This is a genomic window from Kribbella sp. NPDC002412 (assembly GCF_053592935.1).
The window spans coordinates 24,030-41,892 of the sequence record NZ_JBSFBL010000023.1; the positions used below are offsets into that span (position 1 = coordinate 24,030).

Sequence of the window (17,863 nt, forward strand, 5' to 3'; positions counted from 1 at the left end):
GGAGATTGCGGGGTATGGCGTTTCACGGGTGGACGGACGCGGCGTTCAACGTACTGGTCGATCTCGAAGGGGATCCGGGGCCGGCGCAGTTGGAGGCGCATCGGGACGACCTGGAGCGGCACGTCCGTGGACCGTTGCAGCAGCTGTGCGACGAGCTCAACGGGACGGGCGAGTTCGGCACGTTCTGGCTGAGCGGGCTGTCCGGCCACGCCGCCGGGTGGCAGCACTCTCGCGCGACGTGGTGGATTGCGCGGCGGATCCGGATCACGTTCACGTTCGACCTGGACGGGTTCACGCTCGGCGGCGGCTCGGCGAGCCCGGCCGGTGATCAGGTGGCTCTGTTCCGGCAGATGGTCGACGCGGAACCCAGCGGCAGTGAGCTCGACGCGGTCGTCAAGCGGCTCGACCGCAACGGGTACGACGTCATCGGACCGATCGGCCGCCGAGTGCCGGCCCAGTTCGCACCGGATCACCCTCGCACCGACCTGCTCCGCCGCCGCGCCGTCTACGCCGAGAAGCCCCTCGACACCACCGACGTCACCCAGATCCGCAAGTCCCTCCGCCCCCTCGTGGAACTGACCACCTGGTACACCGACTACGTCGCCACCGCCGGATGGGAACAGCCCTAGTCCACATCTCCGCCCACACATCGACGACAGGGACCGGGAAGGCTTTCCACAGGATCCACAGGGTTGTGGATAACTTTGTTCACAGGATTGTGGACAAGTTGGGGAGACTGGTCGGTTTCTGGCGGGTGGCTGGGGTTGTCCGGGGGACCGGATAGGGTTGAGGCTCGGTAACAGGTAGCGGCTCGACGAGGAGATCGCGGTGTTCGACGGTGGCGGTGCTGGCGGCTTCGACATGTCCGACCTGCTCGCGCAGGCGCAGGCGATGCAGAACCAGCTGATGGAAGCCCAGGCCAACCTGGAGAGCCAGGAGATCGAGGGCTCGGCCGGTGGCGGGCTGGTGACCGCGCTTGTGTCCGGGACCGGTGAGCTGCTGAGCCTGAACATCAAGCCGGAGGCCGTTGACCCGGACGACACCGAGACGCTGGCCGACCTGGTCGTCGCCGCCGTCCGGGACGCCTCGGAGAACGCGAAGCAGGCCGCCGCGCAGGCGATGGGCCCGCTGGCCGGCGGGATCCCCGGATTCGGCTCCGAGGGGCCCGGCTTCGGCGGTGGGTCCTCCGGGCCGGCCGGCTTCACGCTGCCGGGCGCAGCCCCGGGCATCACCGGCGGGAGCACGACGAGCCCTGCCGACACGCCGGACGATGACAACCCCGGTCCAGGCACGTCCAGCACCGGCGGCCCCAGCCCAGCCGGGCCGAGCGCGAGCGGAGCAACCGAAGGTCCTGTCGGGTTCGTGAACCCGGGTGGCGGGGCCGGGGTTTCCGGTCGGGACTCGGGCTGACGTGTACGAGGGGGCCGTACAGGACCTCATCGACGAGCTCGGCCGGTTGCCCGGCGTCGGTCCGAAGTCCGCACAGCGCATCGCGTTCCACCTGCTGGCAGCCGACGAGACCGACGTACGGCGGCTGGCGCACGTGCTCGTGCAGGTGAAGGAGAAGGTCAAGTTCTGCGAGATCTGCGGCAACGTCGCGGAGGAGACGCAGTGCCGGATCTGCCGTGACCCGCGCCGCGACCTGGCCCTGATCTGCGTGGTCGAGGAAGCCAAGGACGTGGTCGCGATCGAGCGGACCCGGGAGTTCCGCGGCCGCTACCACGTGCTCGGCGGGGCGATCTCGCCGATCGAGGGGATCGGGCCGGACGAGCTGCGGATCAAGGAGCTGATGCAGCGGCTGGCCAGTGGCGAGGTGACCGAGATCATCTTGGCCACCGACCCGAACCTCGAGGGTGAGGCGACCGCCACCTACCTGAGCCGGTTGCTCCGGCCCATGGGGTTGCGCGTCACCCGTTTGGCTAGTGGACTTCCAGTAGGCGGTGATCTCGAGTACGCCGACGAGGTCACCCTCGGACGGGCGTTTGAAGGGCGACGATCGATCGATGACTGAACCAACCGATATTGCGGAACGCGCGCTGGGCACGGATTCCGAGGACCTGACCGAGTTCGCCGAGCAGATCGCCGACCAGGTGCGAAGCTTCCTGATCTCGGTCCGCGACATCGCGGCGCAGCCGGACGAGGACGGTGTCGACGAGGGTCTCGCCTCGCTGCCGTACCTGCTGCTCGAGGTGAGCCAGCTGCTGCTGGCCGGCGGCCGGCTGGGCGCGTTCGAGGACTTCGTGCCGGAGGAGCGCTTCGAGAGCGACGCCGGCCCGGACCCGGACCTGGACGCGATGCGGGACCGGCTGGCGGTGCTGTTCGAGGGCCTGGACGAGTACGCCGAGGTCTTCGACCCGTACGCCGCGCCGCCCGAGATCACCGTGAACCGGCTGTCCGACGACCTCACCGCGATCGCCACCGACCTGGTGCACGGCCTCGCGCACTACGAGGACGGCCGGATCCTCGAGGCGCTGTGGTGGTGGCAGTTCTCCTACGTGTCCACGTGGGGCGCGGCGGCGAGCGCCGTACTGCGGGCCATCCAGTCGCTGATCGCGCACGACCGCCTCGAGCCGGCCCATGACGCCGAGACCGAAGCCACCGACCGCGAGCTCGTCGAGGTAGCCGAAGAAGCCGTCCAACGCCGCTGACCAATGTCTGTCCACGAGCTGGTGAGGCGGCTGCCTGACCTGCCGACCGTCAAGCGGGTCAGCCGGGCGTTGGCGGTGCTGGATCTGGTGCTGAACGACGTCGACGACCTGAACTACTTCTCGTTCGATGCGCGGTGGTCGGACCGCGAAGAGGCCGCGCTGATGCGGGACGGGTCAGGGAACGAGTACTCGATCGTGTTCTCGGGAGACGGCGCGTTCGGGTACGGGTTCGATCACGAGTCGCCGATGTCGCCGTACGTGAACGGGATGCGGGTCTGGCCCGGGCTGGTCGACGGGGTGCCGGAGGTGTTCCACGGCGCGCGGGACGATCAGGCGTTCTGGGACCCGATGGGCGCGCCGCGGGCGACGGTCGCGTTCTGGCGTACGGCGGCCGACACCGAGTGGCGCTGTGGTCCGGTCGAAGGGGTCGAGAAGGACGGCGCCGACGAGCTGTTCGAGGTGCTCGCGGACGGCCGGCCCGAGGCGTACCTGACGTTCGCCGAGGACTACTACGAGGTGGCGCTCGATCTGGAGCCGATCCGGCACGTGTACGCGCTGATGCCGCTCACCGAGTACGTCGTGACGTCGCTCAACCGCCGGCGCCGGCTGCAGGATCTCGCCGAAGGGATCGCCGAGATCGGCTACCCGCGCTCCTGAACCCGGGTTAGCCTGACTCCCCGATGACAACGCACCCAGGGGATCCGGCGACGATCGGGTCGTTCGCGATCGAGGCCCGGCTCGGCCGGGGCGCGATGGGTGCGGTGTACCTGGCGCGGTCGCCCGGCGGCCGGCTGGTCGCGGTCAAAGTGGTCCGCGACGAGCTCGCCGGCGACGACGGGTTCCGGGCCCGGTTCGCCCGCGAGATCGAGGCCGCGCGCAGGGTCAGTGGGGCGTTCACGGCAGCGGTCGTCGATGCGGATCCGGACGCGGAGCATCCGTGGCTCGCGACCGAGTACCTGCCCGGACCGACGCTGCAGAAGGCGATCGACACGTCCGGCCCGTTGACGCCCGGCGGGGTCCGGTCACTCGCCGGCGGGTTGGCCGAGGCGCTGGTCGCGATCCACGCGTGTGGGCTGATCCACCGCGACCTCAAGCCGTCGAACATCGTCCTCACCGGCAACGGGCCGCGGGTGATCGACTTCGGCATCGCGCGGGCGCTGGAGGACGCCAGCCTGACGGCGACCGGGGTGGTGATCGGGACGCCGGGTTACCTGTCGCCCGAGCAGATCACGGGTACGGCGATCGGTCCGGCCAGCGACATGTTTGCGTTGGGCGCCGTACTGGTGTTCGCGGCGTCCGGCCGTGGTCCGTTCGCTACCGGAAACCCGGCGTCGCTGCTGCACCGGATCGTCAACGAGCAGCCGCACATCCCGGCGCTGCCCGATCCACTGCAGGATCTCGTACGGCGTTGCCTGGCAAGAGATCCCGCGCACCGCCCAACCCCGCAACAGTTGCTGCACGCAGTCGGCTCCCCTGCGAACACCGCACTACTGACCGCACCCGCTCCGACGATCGCCAACCCCACCAAACTGCTCCCGGAGCCGACCGCCTCCGCACAGCCGGCGTTGCCGGGAGGAGCGGCGGCACTACCCCGCCCCGTGCCGCCGGGGCCGATACCAGCCGGACAGGTGTCGGCGGGACAGGTGCTGGGCGGTCAGGTGTCGGCCGGACATATGTCGGCGGGACCGGTGCCGGTGGGGCAGTCTGCGGCGGTGCGGACCGGGGCTACCTTCGCCACCAGTAGGACGCGGCCGGTGATCGTCGCCGTGCTCACCACCGTGCTCGTCGCCGGGTTCTGGCCGCGGCAGGCCGCGGCGCAGGACCCAGTCGTCGCCGTCATCGGGATCACCGTGTCCGCGATCAGCCTCTACTTCGCGATCCGGAACTGGCGGCTGGTCCTCAGACGCCGCGTCGTCCTCCGCCTGACCCCGGAAGGCCTCTCCCTGGAACGCGGCTACCAGCAAGCCGCCGTCCCCTGGTCCGCCGTGACCCGGCTCCGCCTCGTCGGCGACCTCAAGCGCCCCTGGCTGATCGCCTGGCTGGACGCCCAGCACCAATCCACGCTCCCGACCCCACGCCGCCGGCACCACGGCGGCCTGAAGCTCTACCCCGTCGCCCACGAACGCGCCGCCAAACCCCGCGCCCACCAACTCAACGAGCTCCAGGCCGCCCTCAACTGGTACGCCGGCCACCTGCACGACAACTCCTACTGAGGACAGGCACACCGGTCGCCAGCCGCTCAGGAGCAGTCACCTAATCCGGCAACATCGGCACGGTCAGCCCCTGGTCGCGGCCGAGCAATATCCCGCGGGTGATCGCGTTCGTGCCGAACTTGTCCTTCACCGAGTCGAGGGCCGAGTCGAGCTCGTCGTTCGACGCCTTGTCGAACGGCAGGGCCAATTGCAGGGCCGCCTCGTTCTCCAGGTTGCCGATCGAGATGCCGATCATCGTGATCCCCTGCGCGGTGATCAGCGGCCGGGCCGCCGACAGCAACGCCCGCGCGGTGATCAGGATCGCCCGCGTCTGATCGGTTGCCTGGGGCAACGTATGAGACCGGGTCGCCCGGCTGAAGTCGTCGAACCGCAGCCGCAGGGTCACCGTCCGCCCGACCCGTCCAGCCGTCCGCATCCGCCGCGTCACCCGGTCGACCAACCCGGCCAGTACGGCGTCCAGCGTCGCCGGTGACTTGGGCGACCGGCCGAGCGCCCGTTGCGACCCGATCGACCGCCGCCGCCGGCCGACCTCGATCGGCCGCGGGTCGCGGTTGTGCGCCAGCGCATGCAGATGCCGCCCCGAGGCGCGCCCGAGCATCGCCACCAGCGCGGCCTCGGGCAGCATCGCGACGTCGCCGACCTTGGTCAGCCCGCGGGCCCGCAGCTTCTCCGCGGTCACCTCGCCCACACCCCACAGCCGCTCGACATCCAGCGGATGCAGGAACTCCAGCTCCCGCTCCGGCTGCACCTCCAGCAGGCCGTTCGGCTTCGCCACCCCGCTGGCCACCTTGGCCAGGAACTTCGTCCGCGCCACCCCGACCGTGATCGGCAGACCCACCTGCGACATCACGTCCGCCCGCAGCCGCTGCGCGATCTCGAGCGGCGTCCCGGAGATCTTCCGCAGCCCGCCGACGTCGAGGAACGCCTCGTCGATCGACAGCCCTTCGACCAGCGGTGTGGTGTTCTCGAAGACCCGGAAGACGGCCTTGCTGGCTTCGGAGTACGCCGACATCCGCGGGTCGACCACGATCGCGCCGGGGCAGCGGCGGAGCGCCTGTCCACCGTTCATCGCGGTGCGGACGCCGTACGCCTTGGCCTCGTAGCTGCAGGCCAGCACCACGCCGGCGCCGACGATCACCGGGCGGCCGCGCAGGCGTGGGTCGTCCCGCTGCTCGACCGACGCGTAGAAGGCGTCCAGGTCGGCATGCAGGATGCTCGCCGTACCGTTCGACACGAACATATGTTCGCATACCCGCAGGCTGTCCGGATAGGGAGAATTCCCGAGGCGCCGAACCGGTTTGTCAGGACAGAATGCGCTCCATGGACCTGACGGCGTACCGCGATCTCTGGAAGACCCACGGGGTGATGGCGCTGCTGGCGTCGGCCCTGATCGCGCGGATGCCGGTGATGGCGACCATGGTCCCGCTGGCCTTCCTGGCCAAAGATGCCGCCGGCAACTTCGGCTGGGCCGGAGTCGTGGCCGGCGCCTACTCCGTCGGTACGGCGGTCGCCAGCGTCGTGTGGTCGCGCAGAGCCGACCGCAAGGGCGCTCGCTGGGTGCTGATCGGCACCGGGATGGCGTGGGGCGTCCTGATGGCCGTGGTCGCCCTGCTGCCGGACAGCTGGTACCGGGCGCTGCCGATCGCGGCTGCTCTGGCCGGGATGTTCGTCGCCCCGGTCACCTCAGCACTGCGGGCCAGCTGGCCGCGGCTGGTCCAGGGGGCGCGGCTGCGGGCGATCTACGCGCTCGACGCGACCGCGCAGGAGCTCCTGTTCGTCGTCGGCCCCATGGTCGGCGCGGTGATCGTCAGCTTCGCCAGCCCGCGTGCGGGTCTGCTGGCGTGTGCTGTGACGGCTGCTGCAGCCATCTGGTGGTTCGGCCTCAAGCAGCGGCCGGACGCGCACCAGGAGGTGAGCGACGAGCCCCGCCCGACCGCTCGGCAGCTGGTGTTCCACCGCCACCGGTTCGGGCTGCTCCTCGCCTTCGCGTGCCTCGTGACGGGCTTCGCCTCGATGTCGCTCGGCATCGTCGCGTTCGCCGATGAGCACGGCAACCGGCTGATCGCCGGCGTACTCGAGACGGTCGCCGCGCTCGGCAGCCTGATCGGCGGACTGGTCGGTGGCGCACTCCCCGGCCGGCGCTCGTCGTACGTCTGGCGCCGGATGCTCGCGATGACGGTGCTCGTCACCGGTTGTGTCTTCGCCACCTCGTCCGTGGTCGCGCTGGCGCTGATGCTGTTCGCGGCCGGTTGCCTGATCGCGCCCACCGTCGGAGCGATCTACGAGCGGCTCGGGGTGATGACCCCGGCCTCGGCGCGGACCGAGATCTTCGGCTGGATGATCAGCGGCGGCATGATCGGCTCGGCGGTCGGCTCGGCCGTTGCCGGAGCGGTTGTCGAGGCCTTCGGCGTCCGCTACGCGTGGGTCCTGATGGCCGTGCTGGCGCTGCTGGCGACGCTGTCAGTGCTCCACGTCCCGCCCCACCGGCCGGCAGACGCCGATCTGGAGGAGGTCGCGATCGCCGCGTAGTCGACGCGGTAGCTCGCCTCCAGTACGCCGGAGTCGCCCGCGCACATCGAGATCAGCCGCAGCGTCCGGCGGTCCGGGAACAGCGGCGACCCGAAGCCGGCCTGGACCGGTTGGATGAGCAGCGACACCTCGTCGATCAGCCGCCACCGCAGCAGCGACCGGACCAGCTTGACGCTGCCCACCACGTGCAGGTCGGAGCCAGGCACCTGCTTCAGTGCGCGCAGTACCCGGTGCGGGTCACCCTGCAGCACCTCGGTGTGCGGCCGCGCGATCACCGGCCGGGACGCGATCACCAGCTTGCGCACCCGGTCCAGGGGTACGGCGGCATCGTGGAAGCGCGCCACCGAGGCGGAGTACTGCTCGAACGTGCTCCGTCCGAGCAACACCGTCTCGGCCCCCGTCACCAGTCGATCGAGACCGGGTTCCGGAAGCCAGTACTCCGGCCGGTCGACGATGCCGTCCTCCGACATCCACAGCCGGGCCACGATGTTCCGCATGCACTGCTCCTCTGGGTCTGCTTACCTACCCAGATGCACGGGCCGGCCCAAAGGTTTCAGCGCCGGCGGCCGCGGCGGATCTCGGTCTCCAGGGCGTCGAGGCGGTTGATCCAGAACTTGCGGTAGCGGTCCAGCCAGGTGTCGATCTCGCGCAGCGGGCCGGGGTCGACGGCGTACAGCCGCCGGGTGCCGTCGATCGTGACGGTCGCGAAGCCGTTGTCGCGCAGCACCTTGAGGTGCTGGGAGACGGCCGGCTGGCTGATCCCGAACTCGTCGCCGATCGCGGCCGCGATACTGCCGGCCGGCAGCTCGCCGTCGGCCAGCAGCTCCAGGATCCGGCGCCGGACCGGGTCGCCGAGGATGTCGAACGCGTGCACGGGCCGAGTATTTCAGTGATGACTTATATGAACAAGGCCCCGCGGCGGCCGGACGGTTTCCGGCCGGTCCACAGCGTCGCCGTCGAACCTTCCGGCGCCCCGGCGATCGGCCGGACGAGCGGCCCGGCTGCTGGTCAACGGGTAGGCAACGAACAAGTCACGGCTAGAATGAGGCCCGAGACTACGCCTGGTGCAACGCCGCACGGCGTACCGCAACCAGTGGTTTGAGGAGACACACCTGTGGGACGCGTCGTGCACAAGTACGGCGGTTCTTCGGTCGCCGACGCCGAAAGCATCAAGCGTGTGGCCCAACGGATCGTCGCGACGAAGAAGGCCGGGAACGACGTCGTGGTGGTCATTTCGGCCATGGGCGACACCACCGACGAGCTGATGGACCTGGCCCAGCAGGTCTCCCCACTGCCGCCGCCGCGCGAGCTCGACATGCTGCTCACCTCGGGTGAGCGGATCTCGGCGGCCCTGCTGGCGATGGCGATCGCGAACCTGGGCTACGAGGGCCGCTCGTTCACCGGCTCGCAGGCCGGGGTGATCACCACCTCCGCGCACGGCAACGCGCGCATCATCGACATCACGCCGGGCCGGATCGAGGAGGCCCTCGGCGAGGGCCACATCGCGATCGTGGCCGGCTTCCAGGGCGTCGCCCAGGACACCAAGGACATCACCACGATGGGCCGCGGCGCCTCCGACACCACCGCGGTCGCGCTGGCCGCCGCGCTGGAGGCGGACTACTGCGAGATCTACACCGACGTGGACGGCATCTTCACCGCGGACCCGCGGATCGTGCCGGCCGCGAAGCACATCCCGATGATCTCCTACGAGGAGATGCTCGAGATGGCTGCCTGCGGCGCCAAGGTGCTGCACCTGCGCTGCGTGGAGTACGCGCGGCGCTACAACGTCCCCGTCCATGTGCGCTCCTCCTTCTCGCAGAAGGAAGGCACCTGGGTCGTCGATGCGAAGGAACTGAATCAGATGGAACAGGCGATCATCTCCGGCGTGGTCCAGGACCGCAACGAGGCCAAGATCACGGTCGTCGGCGTGCCGGACAAGCCGGGCGAGGCGGCCCGGATCTTCGAGACGGTCGCCGGCGCCGAGACCAACATCGACATGATCGTGCAGAACGTCTCGGCGATCGCCACCAACCGCACCGACATCTCCTTCACGCTGCCCCGCGCCGACGGCGCCCGCGCGATGTCCGCGCTGGCCCGGACCAAGGACGAGGTCGGCTACGAGCAGCTGCTGTACGACGACCAGATCGGTAAGGTCTCGGTGGTCGGTGTCGGAATGCGCTCGCACCCGGGCGTTTCCGCGAAGTTCTTCTCCGCGCTGGCCGACGCCGGCGTGAACATCGAGATGATCTCCACCTCGGAGATCCGGATCTCGGTGGTCGTGGACGAGAACCTGGTGGACGCCGCCGTGACCGCGGCGCACACCGCATTCGACCTGGACGACGAGCACACCCAAGCTGTCGTGTACGGAGGAACTGGACGGTGACCCCTGTGAGCGCTTTGGACAACCAGACCGAGGACCGGACGGGCCTGCCAGCGCTGGCGGTGGTCGGCGCGACCGGCGCCGTCGGGTCGGTGATGCTGGCCCTGCTCTCCACCCGCGAGAACGTCTGGGGAGAGATCCGGCTGATCGCGTCCGAGCGCTCCGCAGGCAAGAGGCTCAAGGTCCGCGGCGAGGAGGTCGAGGTCGTCGCGATCAGCGAGGCGGCCTTCGACGGCATCGACGTGGCGATGTTCGACGTGCCGGACGAGGTGTCCGCGCACTGGGCCCCGATCGCGGCCGCCAAGGGCGCCGTCGTGGTGGACAACTCCGGCGCGTTCCGGATGGACGACGACGTGCCGCTGGTGGTCCCCGAGGTGAACGCCGAGGCGGCCCGGAACCGGCCGAAGGGCATCATCTCCAACCCGAACTGCACGACGCTGTCGATGATCGTGGCGATGGGTGCGCTGCACCACCGGTACGAGCTCGAGCAGCTGGTCGTGGCGTCGTACCAGGCCGCCTCGGGCGCCGGGCAGGACGGCATCGACGCGCTCTACGACCAGCTGATGAAGGTGGCCGGCAATCGCGACCTGGGCACCACGCCGGGTGACGTACGGCGGGTGATCGGCAACGCGCTCGGCCCGTTCCCGGCGCCGCTGGCGCTGAACGTCGTACCGTGGGCCGGCTCGCTGAAGGACGAGGGCTGGTCCTCGGAGGAGCTGAAGGTCCGCAACGAGTCGCGCAAGATCCTCGGCCTGCCCGACCTCAAGGTGTCCGCGACCTGCGTCCGGGTGCCGGTGATCACCACCCACTCGCTGTCCGTGCACGCCCGGTTCGCGCACGAGGTGGACGCCGACGAGGCCCGTGAGGTGCTGCGGGACGCGCCGGGGGTGCTGCTGTTCGACAACCCGGCCGAGGGCGAGTTCCCGACCCCGGCCGACGTGGTCGGCACCGACCCGACCTGGGTCGGCCGGGTCCGCAAGTCCCTGGACGACCCGAACGCCCTCGAGCTGTTCGTCTGTGGCGACAACCTGCGCAAGGGCGCGGCCCTGAACACCGCCCAGATCGCCGAGGTCGTCGCCAAGGAGTTCGCCGCCGCGGCGTCCTGAAATCGTTGGAACAAAGGGTTCCCGGCGCTCGCCGGGAACCCTTTGTTGTCTTGAGCAACGGGTTTAGAGCCAGTTCTCCCGGGCCGCGTGCAGGGCGAGCTGGAAGCGGGTGCTGGCGCCGGTGCGGTTCATCAGGCGCTCGAGGTACCGGAAGAAGGTACGGCGGCTGATGCCGAGCGTGCGCGCGATCGTGTCGTCCGCGGCGCCGGTCGCGAGCAGGGCCAGCAGGCGGCGCTCGATCGGCTCCAGCCGGTCGTCCTCGGCGCCGACCGAGGCGTGCAGCGGCAGCGCGTTGCGCCAGCACAGCTCGAACATGCCGATCAGCGCGGTCAGCAGGCTGCTCGGGCGGATGATCAGCAGCGACCGGTTCACGTCGGTGTCGCGCACCGACATCGACACGAACGCGATCGAGCCGTCGATGATGGTCAGCTTGGCCGGCACGTCGGGCAGCACCCGGGCCTGCTCACCGGCCTCCACGCACGGCAGGATGTTCTCGGTCAGGTAGCCCGGCACCTCGACCGACTCCGGGGAGTACACCACCCGGTAGGAGACCCCGCGCTTGAGGTGGTCGATCTCCTCCTGGTTCGGGCCGCCGATGTAGTACGGCGGGGAGTCGATGGCCAGGATCTCGCGCTGGGCGCCGCCCTTGATCTGCCGGATCCGCTCGACGATCGCGTTCCCGGTGACGACCTCGATCAGGTGCGTCGTCGACTCGTTGTGCACGGTCCGGCGGAACTCGTCGTACGCGTTCAGGACCTCGATCCGCGCCTGCTTGAGCTCGGACTCCCGGCGCAGCGTCATCGCCTCGAGGCCGGCGTCCGGCGGCACCGGGAGGTAGCGGGAGTGGTCCGAGCCGGACCGCCGGGCCAGGCCGGCCTGGACCAGCCCGCCGAGGGTCGCGTCGATGCTGGCCTGGCGGTCGGGCACCGCGTCGTCCAGCTCGGTGATCGACGACGGGCCGGTCCGCAGCAGGTGCTGGTAGACCTTGATCTCGTCGTCGCTGAGCCCGAGGACGCGCAGGTGGTCGGCACGCTCCGTGTCGGTTGTGCTCACAACCCTTTCCTCCCTTCCGAGTGCTGTCACTGTCCGCTACCGCCGTCCCAGAGTAGGGCTGCTGCTCCAGCACCTGTCGCACAGGCAGCGAAACCTGCACCGTGCGTGTTGACATGTATGCGCCCAGCGATATTTGTTGTCCTGTCAGCATTCTTGTGCCGTGTCACCATCTGGCCACCATTTCCGCGCAGTCGTGAGCGAGAATTGAGGTCCAGCAGCCCGGCGACGGACCACCTGAGCGCCGCCGGGCTGCTGTTCCAATTCTGGCCCGAGTTCGCTGTCACGTCAGCGGAGCCCGTTTCGGTTGGGTCTCGATCCCGGCGCATCGGTGCCCTCGCACTTCCGTGCCATCACCGGCTGTGCTGGAGGGTGTACAAACTGTGCATCTCCATCGTGAGGCCGATGAGGAGGAGAGTCCGATGCGACCGGTTCTGCATCCCGCCGCCGCTCGCTTCGGTGCTGCCGTCCCCGGTGCGAATCCGCACCTGCCTTCCTCGGCCGGCCTCGGTGCGATGACCGCCGCCCTGGTCATCGTGCCCGTCGATCCGGCGTGCGCCCGGCCCGCTTCCGCCCATGGCGGGCAGGCTCCCGGATCCAGGGTGGACCCCAGGGAGGTGCTGAGCGGAGCTCCGTGGATGGTGAGGCTGTCCATGGGGAGCGGGGACACCACGTGCCCCGCCCGGCTCGCCCCGGCCAGGACGCACCCCCTGGGGCCCCACCGGTAACAGCAGCCCGCGCAGTCCCCCGGCTTCACATTCGCGGTGGGACACGTCACGCCCCGCCTCCGAACTTCCTGCGTACGGCGGACGTCGTACCTCTGAACACCGTCCCGGCCACAGCCGAATTGACCGCGATTTTTCGTGCTGTGGAAGGCGTTTTGGCCGTCCGAGGGCGTCAAATGTATATTCCAGATAACGATCGGCGAAGGGCGACGACGGCGGAGCCGGAAGTCGGCGCGTCGGGGCCGGGCACGACGTTTGGTAGCCGTCTGTACGTCGTTGCTCACTATGGAGGACCACTGTGTCGTCGGTATTGACGCCGATCCGCTACTCTGCTTCCCGGTCTGCGTGGCCCGCCGTCGTACCGGGCGGCAGCCGCCGAGCCCCAGTCGGATACCGGGCAGAGAGAGGCGTCGCCTGAATGAACGCGACAAGCGTCGACGAGGAGTTCAACCCGTCGGTGCACGTGTACGAACCGCACAAGGTCGGCCTGCCGAAGCTGCGTCCTTACTTCAAGGCGCTGTGGCAGCGCCGGGAGTTCGCGGCCGAGATGTCCCGGACGAACATCCGGGCGGCCAACACCAACACCTTCTTCGGTCAGGTCTGGCTCGTCCTCAATCCGCTGCTGCTGGCGGGCGTCTACTACCTGCTGGTCGACATCATCGCCGGCGGTGCCGCGAAGAGTGACGGAGCCGAGCGGTTCGCCCACATGTGCGGCGGCCTGTTCGCCTTCTACTACTTCTCCGGTGCGATGACCGCCGGAGCGGCCAGCGTGGTCGGCGGCGGCAAGCTGCTGATGAACATGTCGTTCCCGCGGATGCTGCTGCCGTTGTCGGCGGTGCGGACGGCGTTCTTCCGCTTCCTGCCGACGATGGTCGTCTACATCGCCATCCACCTGCTGATGCGCCAGCCGCTGCACTGGGTGATGCTGCTCGCGCCGGCCTTCCTGATCTTCCTGACGATCTTCGCGGCCGGGATGGGCATGATCTTCGCCGCGCTGCAGGTCTACTTCCGGGACACCACGAGCTTCCTGCCGTACTTCGTCCGGATCTGGCTCTACCTGTCCCCGGTGCTCTGGTTCGCCGAGGACGCGCCGGCCAAGTTCAAGGGCTTCATCCAGTACAACCCGCTGTACACGCTCCTCGGTGGCTGGACCGATCTGCTGGTCCGCGGCGACATGCCGAACTGGGAGATGTGGGCCGGCGCGGCGTTCTGGGCGGTCGCGGCCTTCGTCATCGGCTCGTTGTTCTTCATGTCGAGGGAGCGTGAGTTCGTTGTCCGTCTCTGAAGCAGAGAAGAAGCCGATGCAGAAGGCCCCGTCAGGCGTACCTGCCGTCAAGGTGCAGGACGTGTCCATCACCTACCGGACCACGTTCGAGCGGGTGCCCACGTTCAAGAGCGCGATCGTCCGGTTCGGCCGCGGCGAGCGGGCGGTCCGCGAGGTCAAGGCCGTCCAGAACGTGTCCTTCGACGTCGACCACGGCACCACCATCGGCATCATCGGCGCGAACGGCGCCGGCAAGTCGACGCTGATGCGCTCGATCGCCGGCATCCTGCCGCCGACCACCGGCCGGATCGAGGTGCACGGCCGGGTCTCCACCCTGCTGTCCCTCGGCGTCGGCTTCAACGCGGCGCTGTCCGGCCGGGAGAACGTCGTGCTGGGCGGCCTCGCCGCCGGCCTGAGCCGCAAGGAGATCCAGGCGCGGTACGAGGAGATCGCCGAGTTCGCCGAGCTCGGCGACTTCATGGAGATGCCGATGCGGACGTACTCGTCCGGCATGTTCAGCCGGCTGGCGTTCTCGGTCGCGGTGCACATGGACCCGGACATCCTGCTGATCGACGAGGCGCTGTCCGCCGGTGACGCGAAGTTCAAGACCAAGGCCGCGGCCAAGATGCAGGACCTGGTCACCAACAGCCGGACCATGTTCCTGGTCAGCCACGCGATGAGCAGCGTCCGCGAGCTCTGCAACGACTGCATCTGGCTGCACAAGGGCAAGCTGATGATGCGGGGGCAGCCGGACGAGGTGATCGCGGCCTACACCAAGTTCCTGCAGGTCGGCGAAGCGGAATCCGTCTCACTCGAGGACCTCTGACCGATGGCACGCAGCACGGCGCCGGACGTGGGGATCATCACGACCGGTCACGACGTGGCGGACGCGCGCCTGCACAAGATCACCGCGGCGCTGCAGCGCCGCGAGCTCAGCGTCGAGCTCTGGGGCCTGGGTGAGGCCGAGGCCGGTCCGGCCGGCGCGTCCGTGCATGCCGGGCCGCGCGGCAACCTGGTCCAGCGGCTGGCCCGGACCGCGGTGCTGCCCTGGCGGACCAGCGCGAAGGTGGTGATGACGGTCGACCCGGACATGATCCCGGTCACCCGCCTGGTCACCGCCCTACGCCGCCGCAAGATGGTCGCCGACGTGCACGAGGACTACGGTCGGCTGCTCGCCGACCGGGCCTGGGCGAAGGGCCCCGCCGGGCTGCCGGCCCGGCTGATCGTCCGGGCCAGCTCCAAACTGGCCGCCCGCGCCGACCTGACCGTGGTCGCCGACTCGCACCTCGCACCGCACGAGGCGAAGCGGCGCCTGGTCGTCCAGAACCTCCCCTACGTGCCGTTCCTCGCACCGACGCCGCCGTCCGGCGCGCCGCGGGCCGTGTACGTCGGGGACCTGCGGGCCAGCCGTGGCCTGTTCGACATGGTCGAGACCGTCGCCGCGGCGGCGGACTGGTCACTCGACCTGATCGGCCCGGTCGCACCCTCGGACCGGGACCAGCTAGAAGCCCGGATCGGGCAGCCAGACCTGGCCGGGCGGATCCGGTTGCACGGACGCCAGCCACCGGCCGAGTCCTGGCGGCTCACCCAGGGCGCCTGGGCCGGCCTGGCCATGCTGCAGCCGACTCCGGCCTTCGTGGAAGCGATGCCGTCCAAGATCTACGAGTACCTCGCCAGCGGTCTTCCCGTGCTCTCCACCCGGCTGCCCCGGCAGTCCAAGGTGATCGAGGAGTCCGGTGGCGGAGTCCTGGTGGACTCGGTGACGGAGGCGGCCGAGACGCTGCGGCGCTGGTCCGCGGATCCCGGTGAGCTGGAGAAACTGCGCGACCACGCGCTTCAGTGGGCGGCGGACCAGCTGCCCACGACCACGCCGTACGACGAACTGGCCGACGCGATTCTCGACTTGGTAAGAGGAAGTAGTACATGACCGACCGCCCACACCTGCTGTACGTCGCCTGGGGCTTCCCGCCCTGCCGGGGCGGCGGTGTCTACCGGGCCCTGGCCACGGCCAACCGGTTCGCCGCGCTCGGCTGGAAGGTGACCGTGCTGACGGCCGAACGTGAGACCTTCCACCGGTTCACCGGCGCCGACCTGACCCTCGAGGAGCGGGTCGACCCGTCCGTCGAGGTCGTCCGGGTCCCGTTCGAGTGGCCGATCCTGGAAGCCGACCTGCGCAAGTGGTCCAAGCGCCGCGCCGCGAACCCGAAGCTGTGGAGCAAGTGGCGCACCAAGCAGGACCAGATCCCGTTCCCGGAGACCGGGTACGGGCCGTGGCGCTCGATCATCGAGAAGGCCGCCGAGCGGATCCACGCCGCCCACAAGGTCGACCTGACCGTCGCCACCGCGAACCCGCACGTCGCGTTCACCGCCGCGTACCGGCTGAACCAGAAGCACGGCGTGCCGTACGTGATGGACTACCGCGACGCCTGGCTCCTGGACGTCTTCACCGGCGACCGGCTGCACGAGCCGAACAGCCGGGCGGCCAAGTGGGAGAAGAAGCTGGTCGAGTCCGCCCGCGAGGTCTGGTTCGTGAACGACCCGATCAAGGACTGGCACGAGCAGCTCTACCCGGCGCACGCCGCGAAGATGCACACCGTCGCCAACGGCTTCGACCCGGACCTGGTGCCGGACACCAACGACCGCGGCCCGGTCACCGACCGCCCGCTGGTGTTCGGGTACGTCGGCACGGTGTCGCCGAAGGTGCCGCTGGCCGAGTTCGTCGAGGGCTGGCAGATCGCCCGCTCGACGTCGGAGGAGCTGGCCGGCGCGAAGGCGAAGATCCACGGCTACCTCGGGTACTACGCCCAGCCGCGGGCCGACATGCTCGCGACGATCAACAACGCCAAGGACGACGGGGTCAGCTACGAGGGCCCGGTCGGCAAGGCCGAGATCGCCAAGGCGTACGACGAGTTCGACGTCCAGCTGCTGATGCTGGGCAAGGGCCGGTACGTGACCAGCGGCAAGGTGTTCGAGTACCTCGCGACCGGGTTGCCGGTCGTGTCGGTGCACGACCCGGAGAACGCGGCGTCCGACGTGCTGCGCGGGCACCCGTTGTGGTTCCCGGTGGCGGAGGTGACGCCGGAGGCGATCGCGGCCGCGCTGACCGAGGCCGCGCACGCCGCCCGGACGGCCGACGAGGGCATCCGGGCCAAGGCGCGCGAGTTCGGCGCGTCCTACCGGCGGGACCTGCAGCTGGACCCGCGGATCGAGTCGCTGGCTGCTGCCGTGAAGGGAGTCCGGGCGTGACGAACGTCGTACTGCTGAGCACCCGCCGGCTGCCTCCGGCGTACTTCGACACCGTTCGCGAGGACCTCGGAGACCCGGACGTGACGCTCGACGTCGTCGGTTGGGTCGCCCCCGGCGGCTGGGTCGCCGACAAGGTGAACTCCTTCACCCTGATCGGCCCCGGCCGGATGCCCGCCGCTCCCGCCCCGGAGCCGGTCGGCGACCCCACCGAGGAAGCCCCGGACGCGGTCATCGCGCCGGAGGCCGTCGCCGAGCCTGAGTCAGTGACCGCGGACGAAGCCCAGGTTGCTCCGGCAGCCGCCGCGGTCACCGACGCAGGTCCCGCGCCGGCGCCCACTCCGAAGCCCAGGCCCACTGGAATGAAGCGGGTGGTGAAGGCCGTGCAGTGGCGGGCGCGGAAGGGGAAGAAGGTCGCCGGTCGGATGTTGCCTAAGGCAATCAAGACCTCGGCGCCGGTGAAGTTCCTGCGCGGGAACCGGGCCAGCAAGGATCTGGGGAAGACCTACTGGGGCCGGGTGCTGAGCCGCCGGGACGTGATGGCGACGATCGAGAAGGCCGACGTCGTGGTCGCCCTGGACGCCGGCGCGATCTGGGCCGGCTGGAACCTCGGCCAGCGGAAGGCGAGCACCCCGGTGGTGCTCGGCATCCCGGCCGCCCGTCGCGAGCTGGACATGCTGAAGGCACCGGCAGGTAATGGGTGAA

18 protein-coding genes are annotated in these 17,863 nt (G+C 69.7%); 14 read left to right on the forward strand and 4 right to left on the reverse strand.

Going from position 1 to position 17,863, the window contains the following annotated elements; all coding sequences use genetic code 11:
- The first annotated feature begins 14 nt into the window (after positions 1–14).
- From ACWCOV_RS19740 to ACWCOV_RS19765, 6 genes are all read left to right on the forward strand, one after another.
- Entirely contained in the window at positions 15–629 is a 615-nt protein-coding gene (locus ACWCOV_RS19740) for a DUF2461 family protein (RefSeq protein ID WP_449830726.1), read from the forward strand.
- A gap of 199 nt (positions 630–828) precedes the next feature.
- Positions 829–1,410 carry a YbaB/EbfC family nucleoid-associated protein gene (locus tag ACWCOV_RS19745; RefSeq protein ID WP_449830727.1) on the forward strand — a complete coding sequence of 194 codons (582 nt, stop codon included), beginning with the start codon at positions 829–831 and terminating at the stop codon, positions 1,408–1,410.
- A gap of 1 nt (position 1,411) precedes the next feature.
- Positions 1,412–2,011 carry a recombination mediator RecR gene (recR, locus tag ACWCOV_RS19750; protein WP_449830728.1) on the forward strand — a complete coding sequence of 200 codons (600 nt, stop codon included), beginning with the start codon at positions 1,412–1,414 and terminating at the stop codon, positions 2,009–2,011.
- On the forward strand, positions 2,004–2,648 hold the full coding sequence (locus ACWCOV_RS19755; protein WP_449830729.1) for a DUF5063 domain-containing protein: 645 nt from the start codon (positions 2,004–2,006) through the stop codon (positions 2,646–2,648). The genes recR and ACWCOV_RS19755 overlap by 8 nt, the downstream gene beginning before the upstream one ends.
- Positions 2,649–2,651: 3 nt before the next feature.
- Positions 2,652–3,305, forward strand: a complete 654-nt coding sequence (locus ACWCOV_RS19760) for a hypothetical protein (RefSeq protein ID WP_449830730.1) — start codon at positions 2,652–2,654, stop codon at positions 3,303–3,305.
- Positions 3,306–3,328: 23 nt separating this feature from the next.
- Positions 3,329–4,861 carry a serine/threonine-protein kinase gene (locus ACWCOV_RS19765; RefSeq protein ID WP_449830731.1) on the forward strand — a complete coding sequence of 511 codons (1,533 nt, stop codon included), beginning with the start codon at positions 3,329–3,331 and terminating at the stop codon, positions 4,859–4,861.
- Between the two features lie 40 nt (positions 4,862–4,901).
- Here the strand turns inward: ACWCOV_RS19765 and dinB are convergent, their stop codons facing one another.
- Positions 4,902–6,101: a DNA polymerase IV gene (gene dinB, locus ACWCOV_RS19770; protein WP_449830732.1), complete on the reverse strand. Its 1,200-nt coding sequence runs from the start codon at positions 6,099–6,101 to the stop codon at positions 4,902–4,904.
- A gap of 80 nt (positions 6,102–6,181) precedes the next feature.
- Between dinB and ACWCOV_RS19775 the strand changes: the two genes are divergently transcribed.
- Entirely contained in the window at positions 6,182–7,390 is a 1,209-nt protein-coding gene (locus ACWCOV_RS19775) for an MFS transporter (protein ID WP_449830733.1), read from the forward strand.
- Here the strand turns inward: ACWCOV_RS19775 and ACWCOV_RS19780 are convergent.
- Complete coding sequence (locus tag ACWCOV_RS19780) at positions 7,276–7,887, reverse strand: dihydrofolate reductase family protein (RefSeq protein WP_449830734.1); 612 nt, start codon at positions 7,885–7,887, stop codon at positions 7,276–7,278. The genes ACWCOV_RS19775 and ACWCOV_RS19780 overlap by 115 nt on opposite strands.
- Before the next feature lie 56 nt (positions 7,888–7,943).
- Positions 7,944–8,264 (reverse strand): ArsR/SmtB family transcription factor, encoded by a 321-nt coding sequence (locus ACWCOV_RS19785; RefSeq protein ID WP_449830735.1) that lies wholly within the window; start codon positions 8,262–8,264, stop codon positions 7,944–7,946.
- A 240-nt stretch (positions 8,265–8,504) separates the two neighbouring features.
- Here ACWCOV_RS19785 and ACWCOV_RS19790 point away from each other — a divergent pair, with 240 nt between their 5' ends.
- Positions 8,505–9,773: an aspartate kinase gene (locus ACWCOV_RS19790; protein WP_449830736.1), complete on the forward strand. Its 1,269-nt coding sequence runs from the start codon at positions 8,505–8,507 to the stop codon at positions 9,771–9,773.
- Between the two features lie 5 nt (positions 9,774–9,778).
- Positions 9,779–10,876, forward strand: a complete 1,098-nt coding sequence (locus ACWCOV_RS19795; RefSeq protein WP_449830737.1) for an aspartate-semialdehyde dehydrogenase — start codon at positions 9,779–9,781, stop codon at positions 10,874–10,876.
- A 63-nt stretch (positions 10,877–10,939) separates the two neighbouring features.
- On the opposite strand, the gene ACWCOV_RS19800 is transcribed toward ACWCOV_RS19795, so the two are convergent.
- On the reverse strand, positions 10,940–11,929 hold the full coding sequence (locus ACWCOV_RS19800; RefSeq protein WP_449830738.1) for a helix-turn-helix domain-containing protein: 990 nt from the start codon (positions 11,927–11,929) through the stop codon (positions 10,940–10,942).
- 1,140 nt (positions 11,930–13,069) lie between these two features.
- On the opposite strand from ACWCOV_RS19800, the gene ACWCOV_RS19805 reads away from it, so the two are divergent.
- From ACWCOV_RS19805 to ACWCOV_RS19825, 5 genes are read left to right on the forward strand one after another with little or no spacing between them, the layout of a single operon-like run.
- On the forward strand, positions 13,070–13,936 hold the full coding sequence (locus tag ACWCOV_RS19805; RefSeq protein WP_449830739.1) for an ABC transporter permease: 867 nt from the start codon (positions 13,070–13,072) through the stop codon (positions 13,934–13,936).
- Between the two features lie 16 nt (positions 13,937–13,952).
- Positions 13,953–14,741, forward strand: a complete 789-nt coding sequence (locus ACWCOV_RS19810; RefSeq protein ID WP_449830740.1) for an ABC transporter ATP-binding protein — start codon at positions 13,953–13,955, stop codon at positions 14,739–14,741.
- A gap of 3 nt (positions 14,742–14,744) precedes the next feature.
- Positions 14,745–15,842, forward strand: coding sequence for a glycosyltransferase (locus ACWCOV_RS19815; RefSeq protein ID WP_449830741.1), 1,098 nt, complete (start codon positions 14,745–14,747; stop codon positions 15,840–15,842).
- Entirely contained in the window at positions 15,839–17,161 is a 1,323-nt protein-coding gene (locus ACWCOV_RS19820) for a glycosyltransferase (RefSeq protein ID WP_449830742.1), read from the forward strand. The genes ACWCOV_RS19815 and ACWCOV_RS19820 overlap by 4 nt, the downstream gene beginning before the upstream one ends.
- On the forward strand, positions 17,158–17,862 hold the full coding sequence (locus ACWCOV_RS19825; RefSeq protein WP_449830743.1) for a hypothetical protein: 705 nt from the start codon (positions 17,158–17,160) through the stop codon (positions 17,860–17,862). Before ACWCOV_RS19820 ends, ACWCOV_RS19825 begins: the two co-directional genes overlap by 4 nt.
- Position 17,863: the final 1 nt, after the last annotated feature.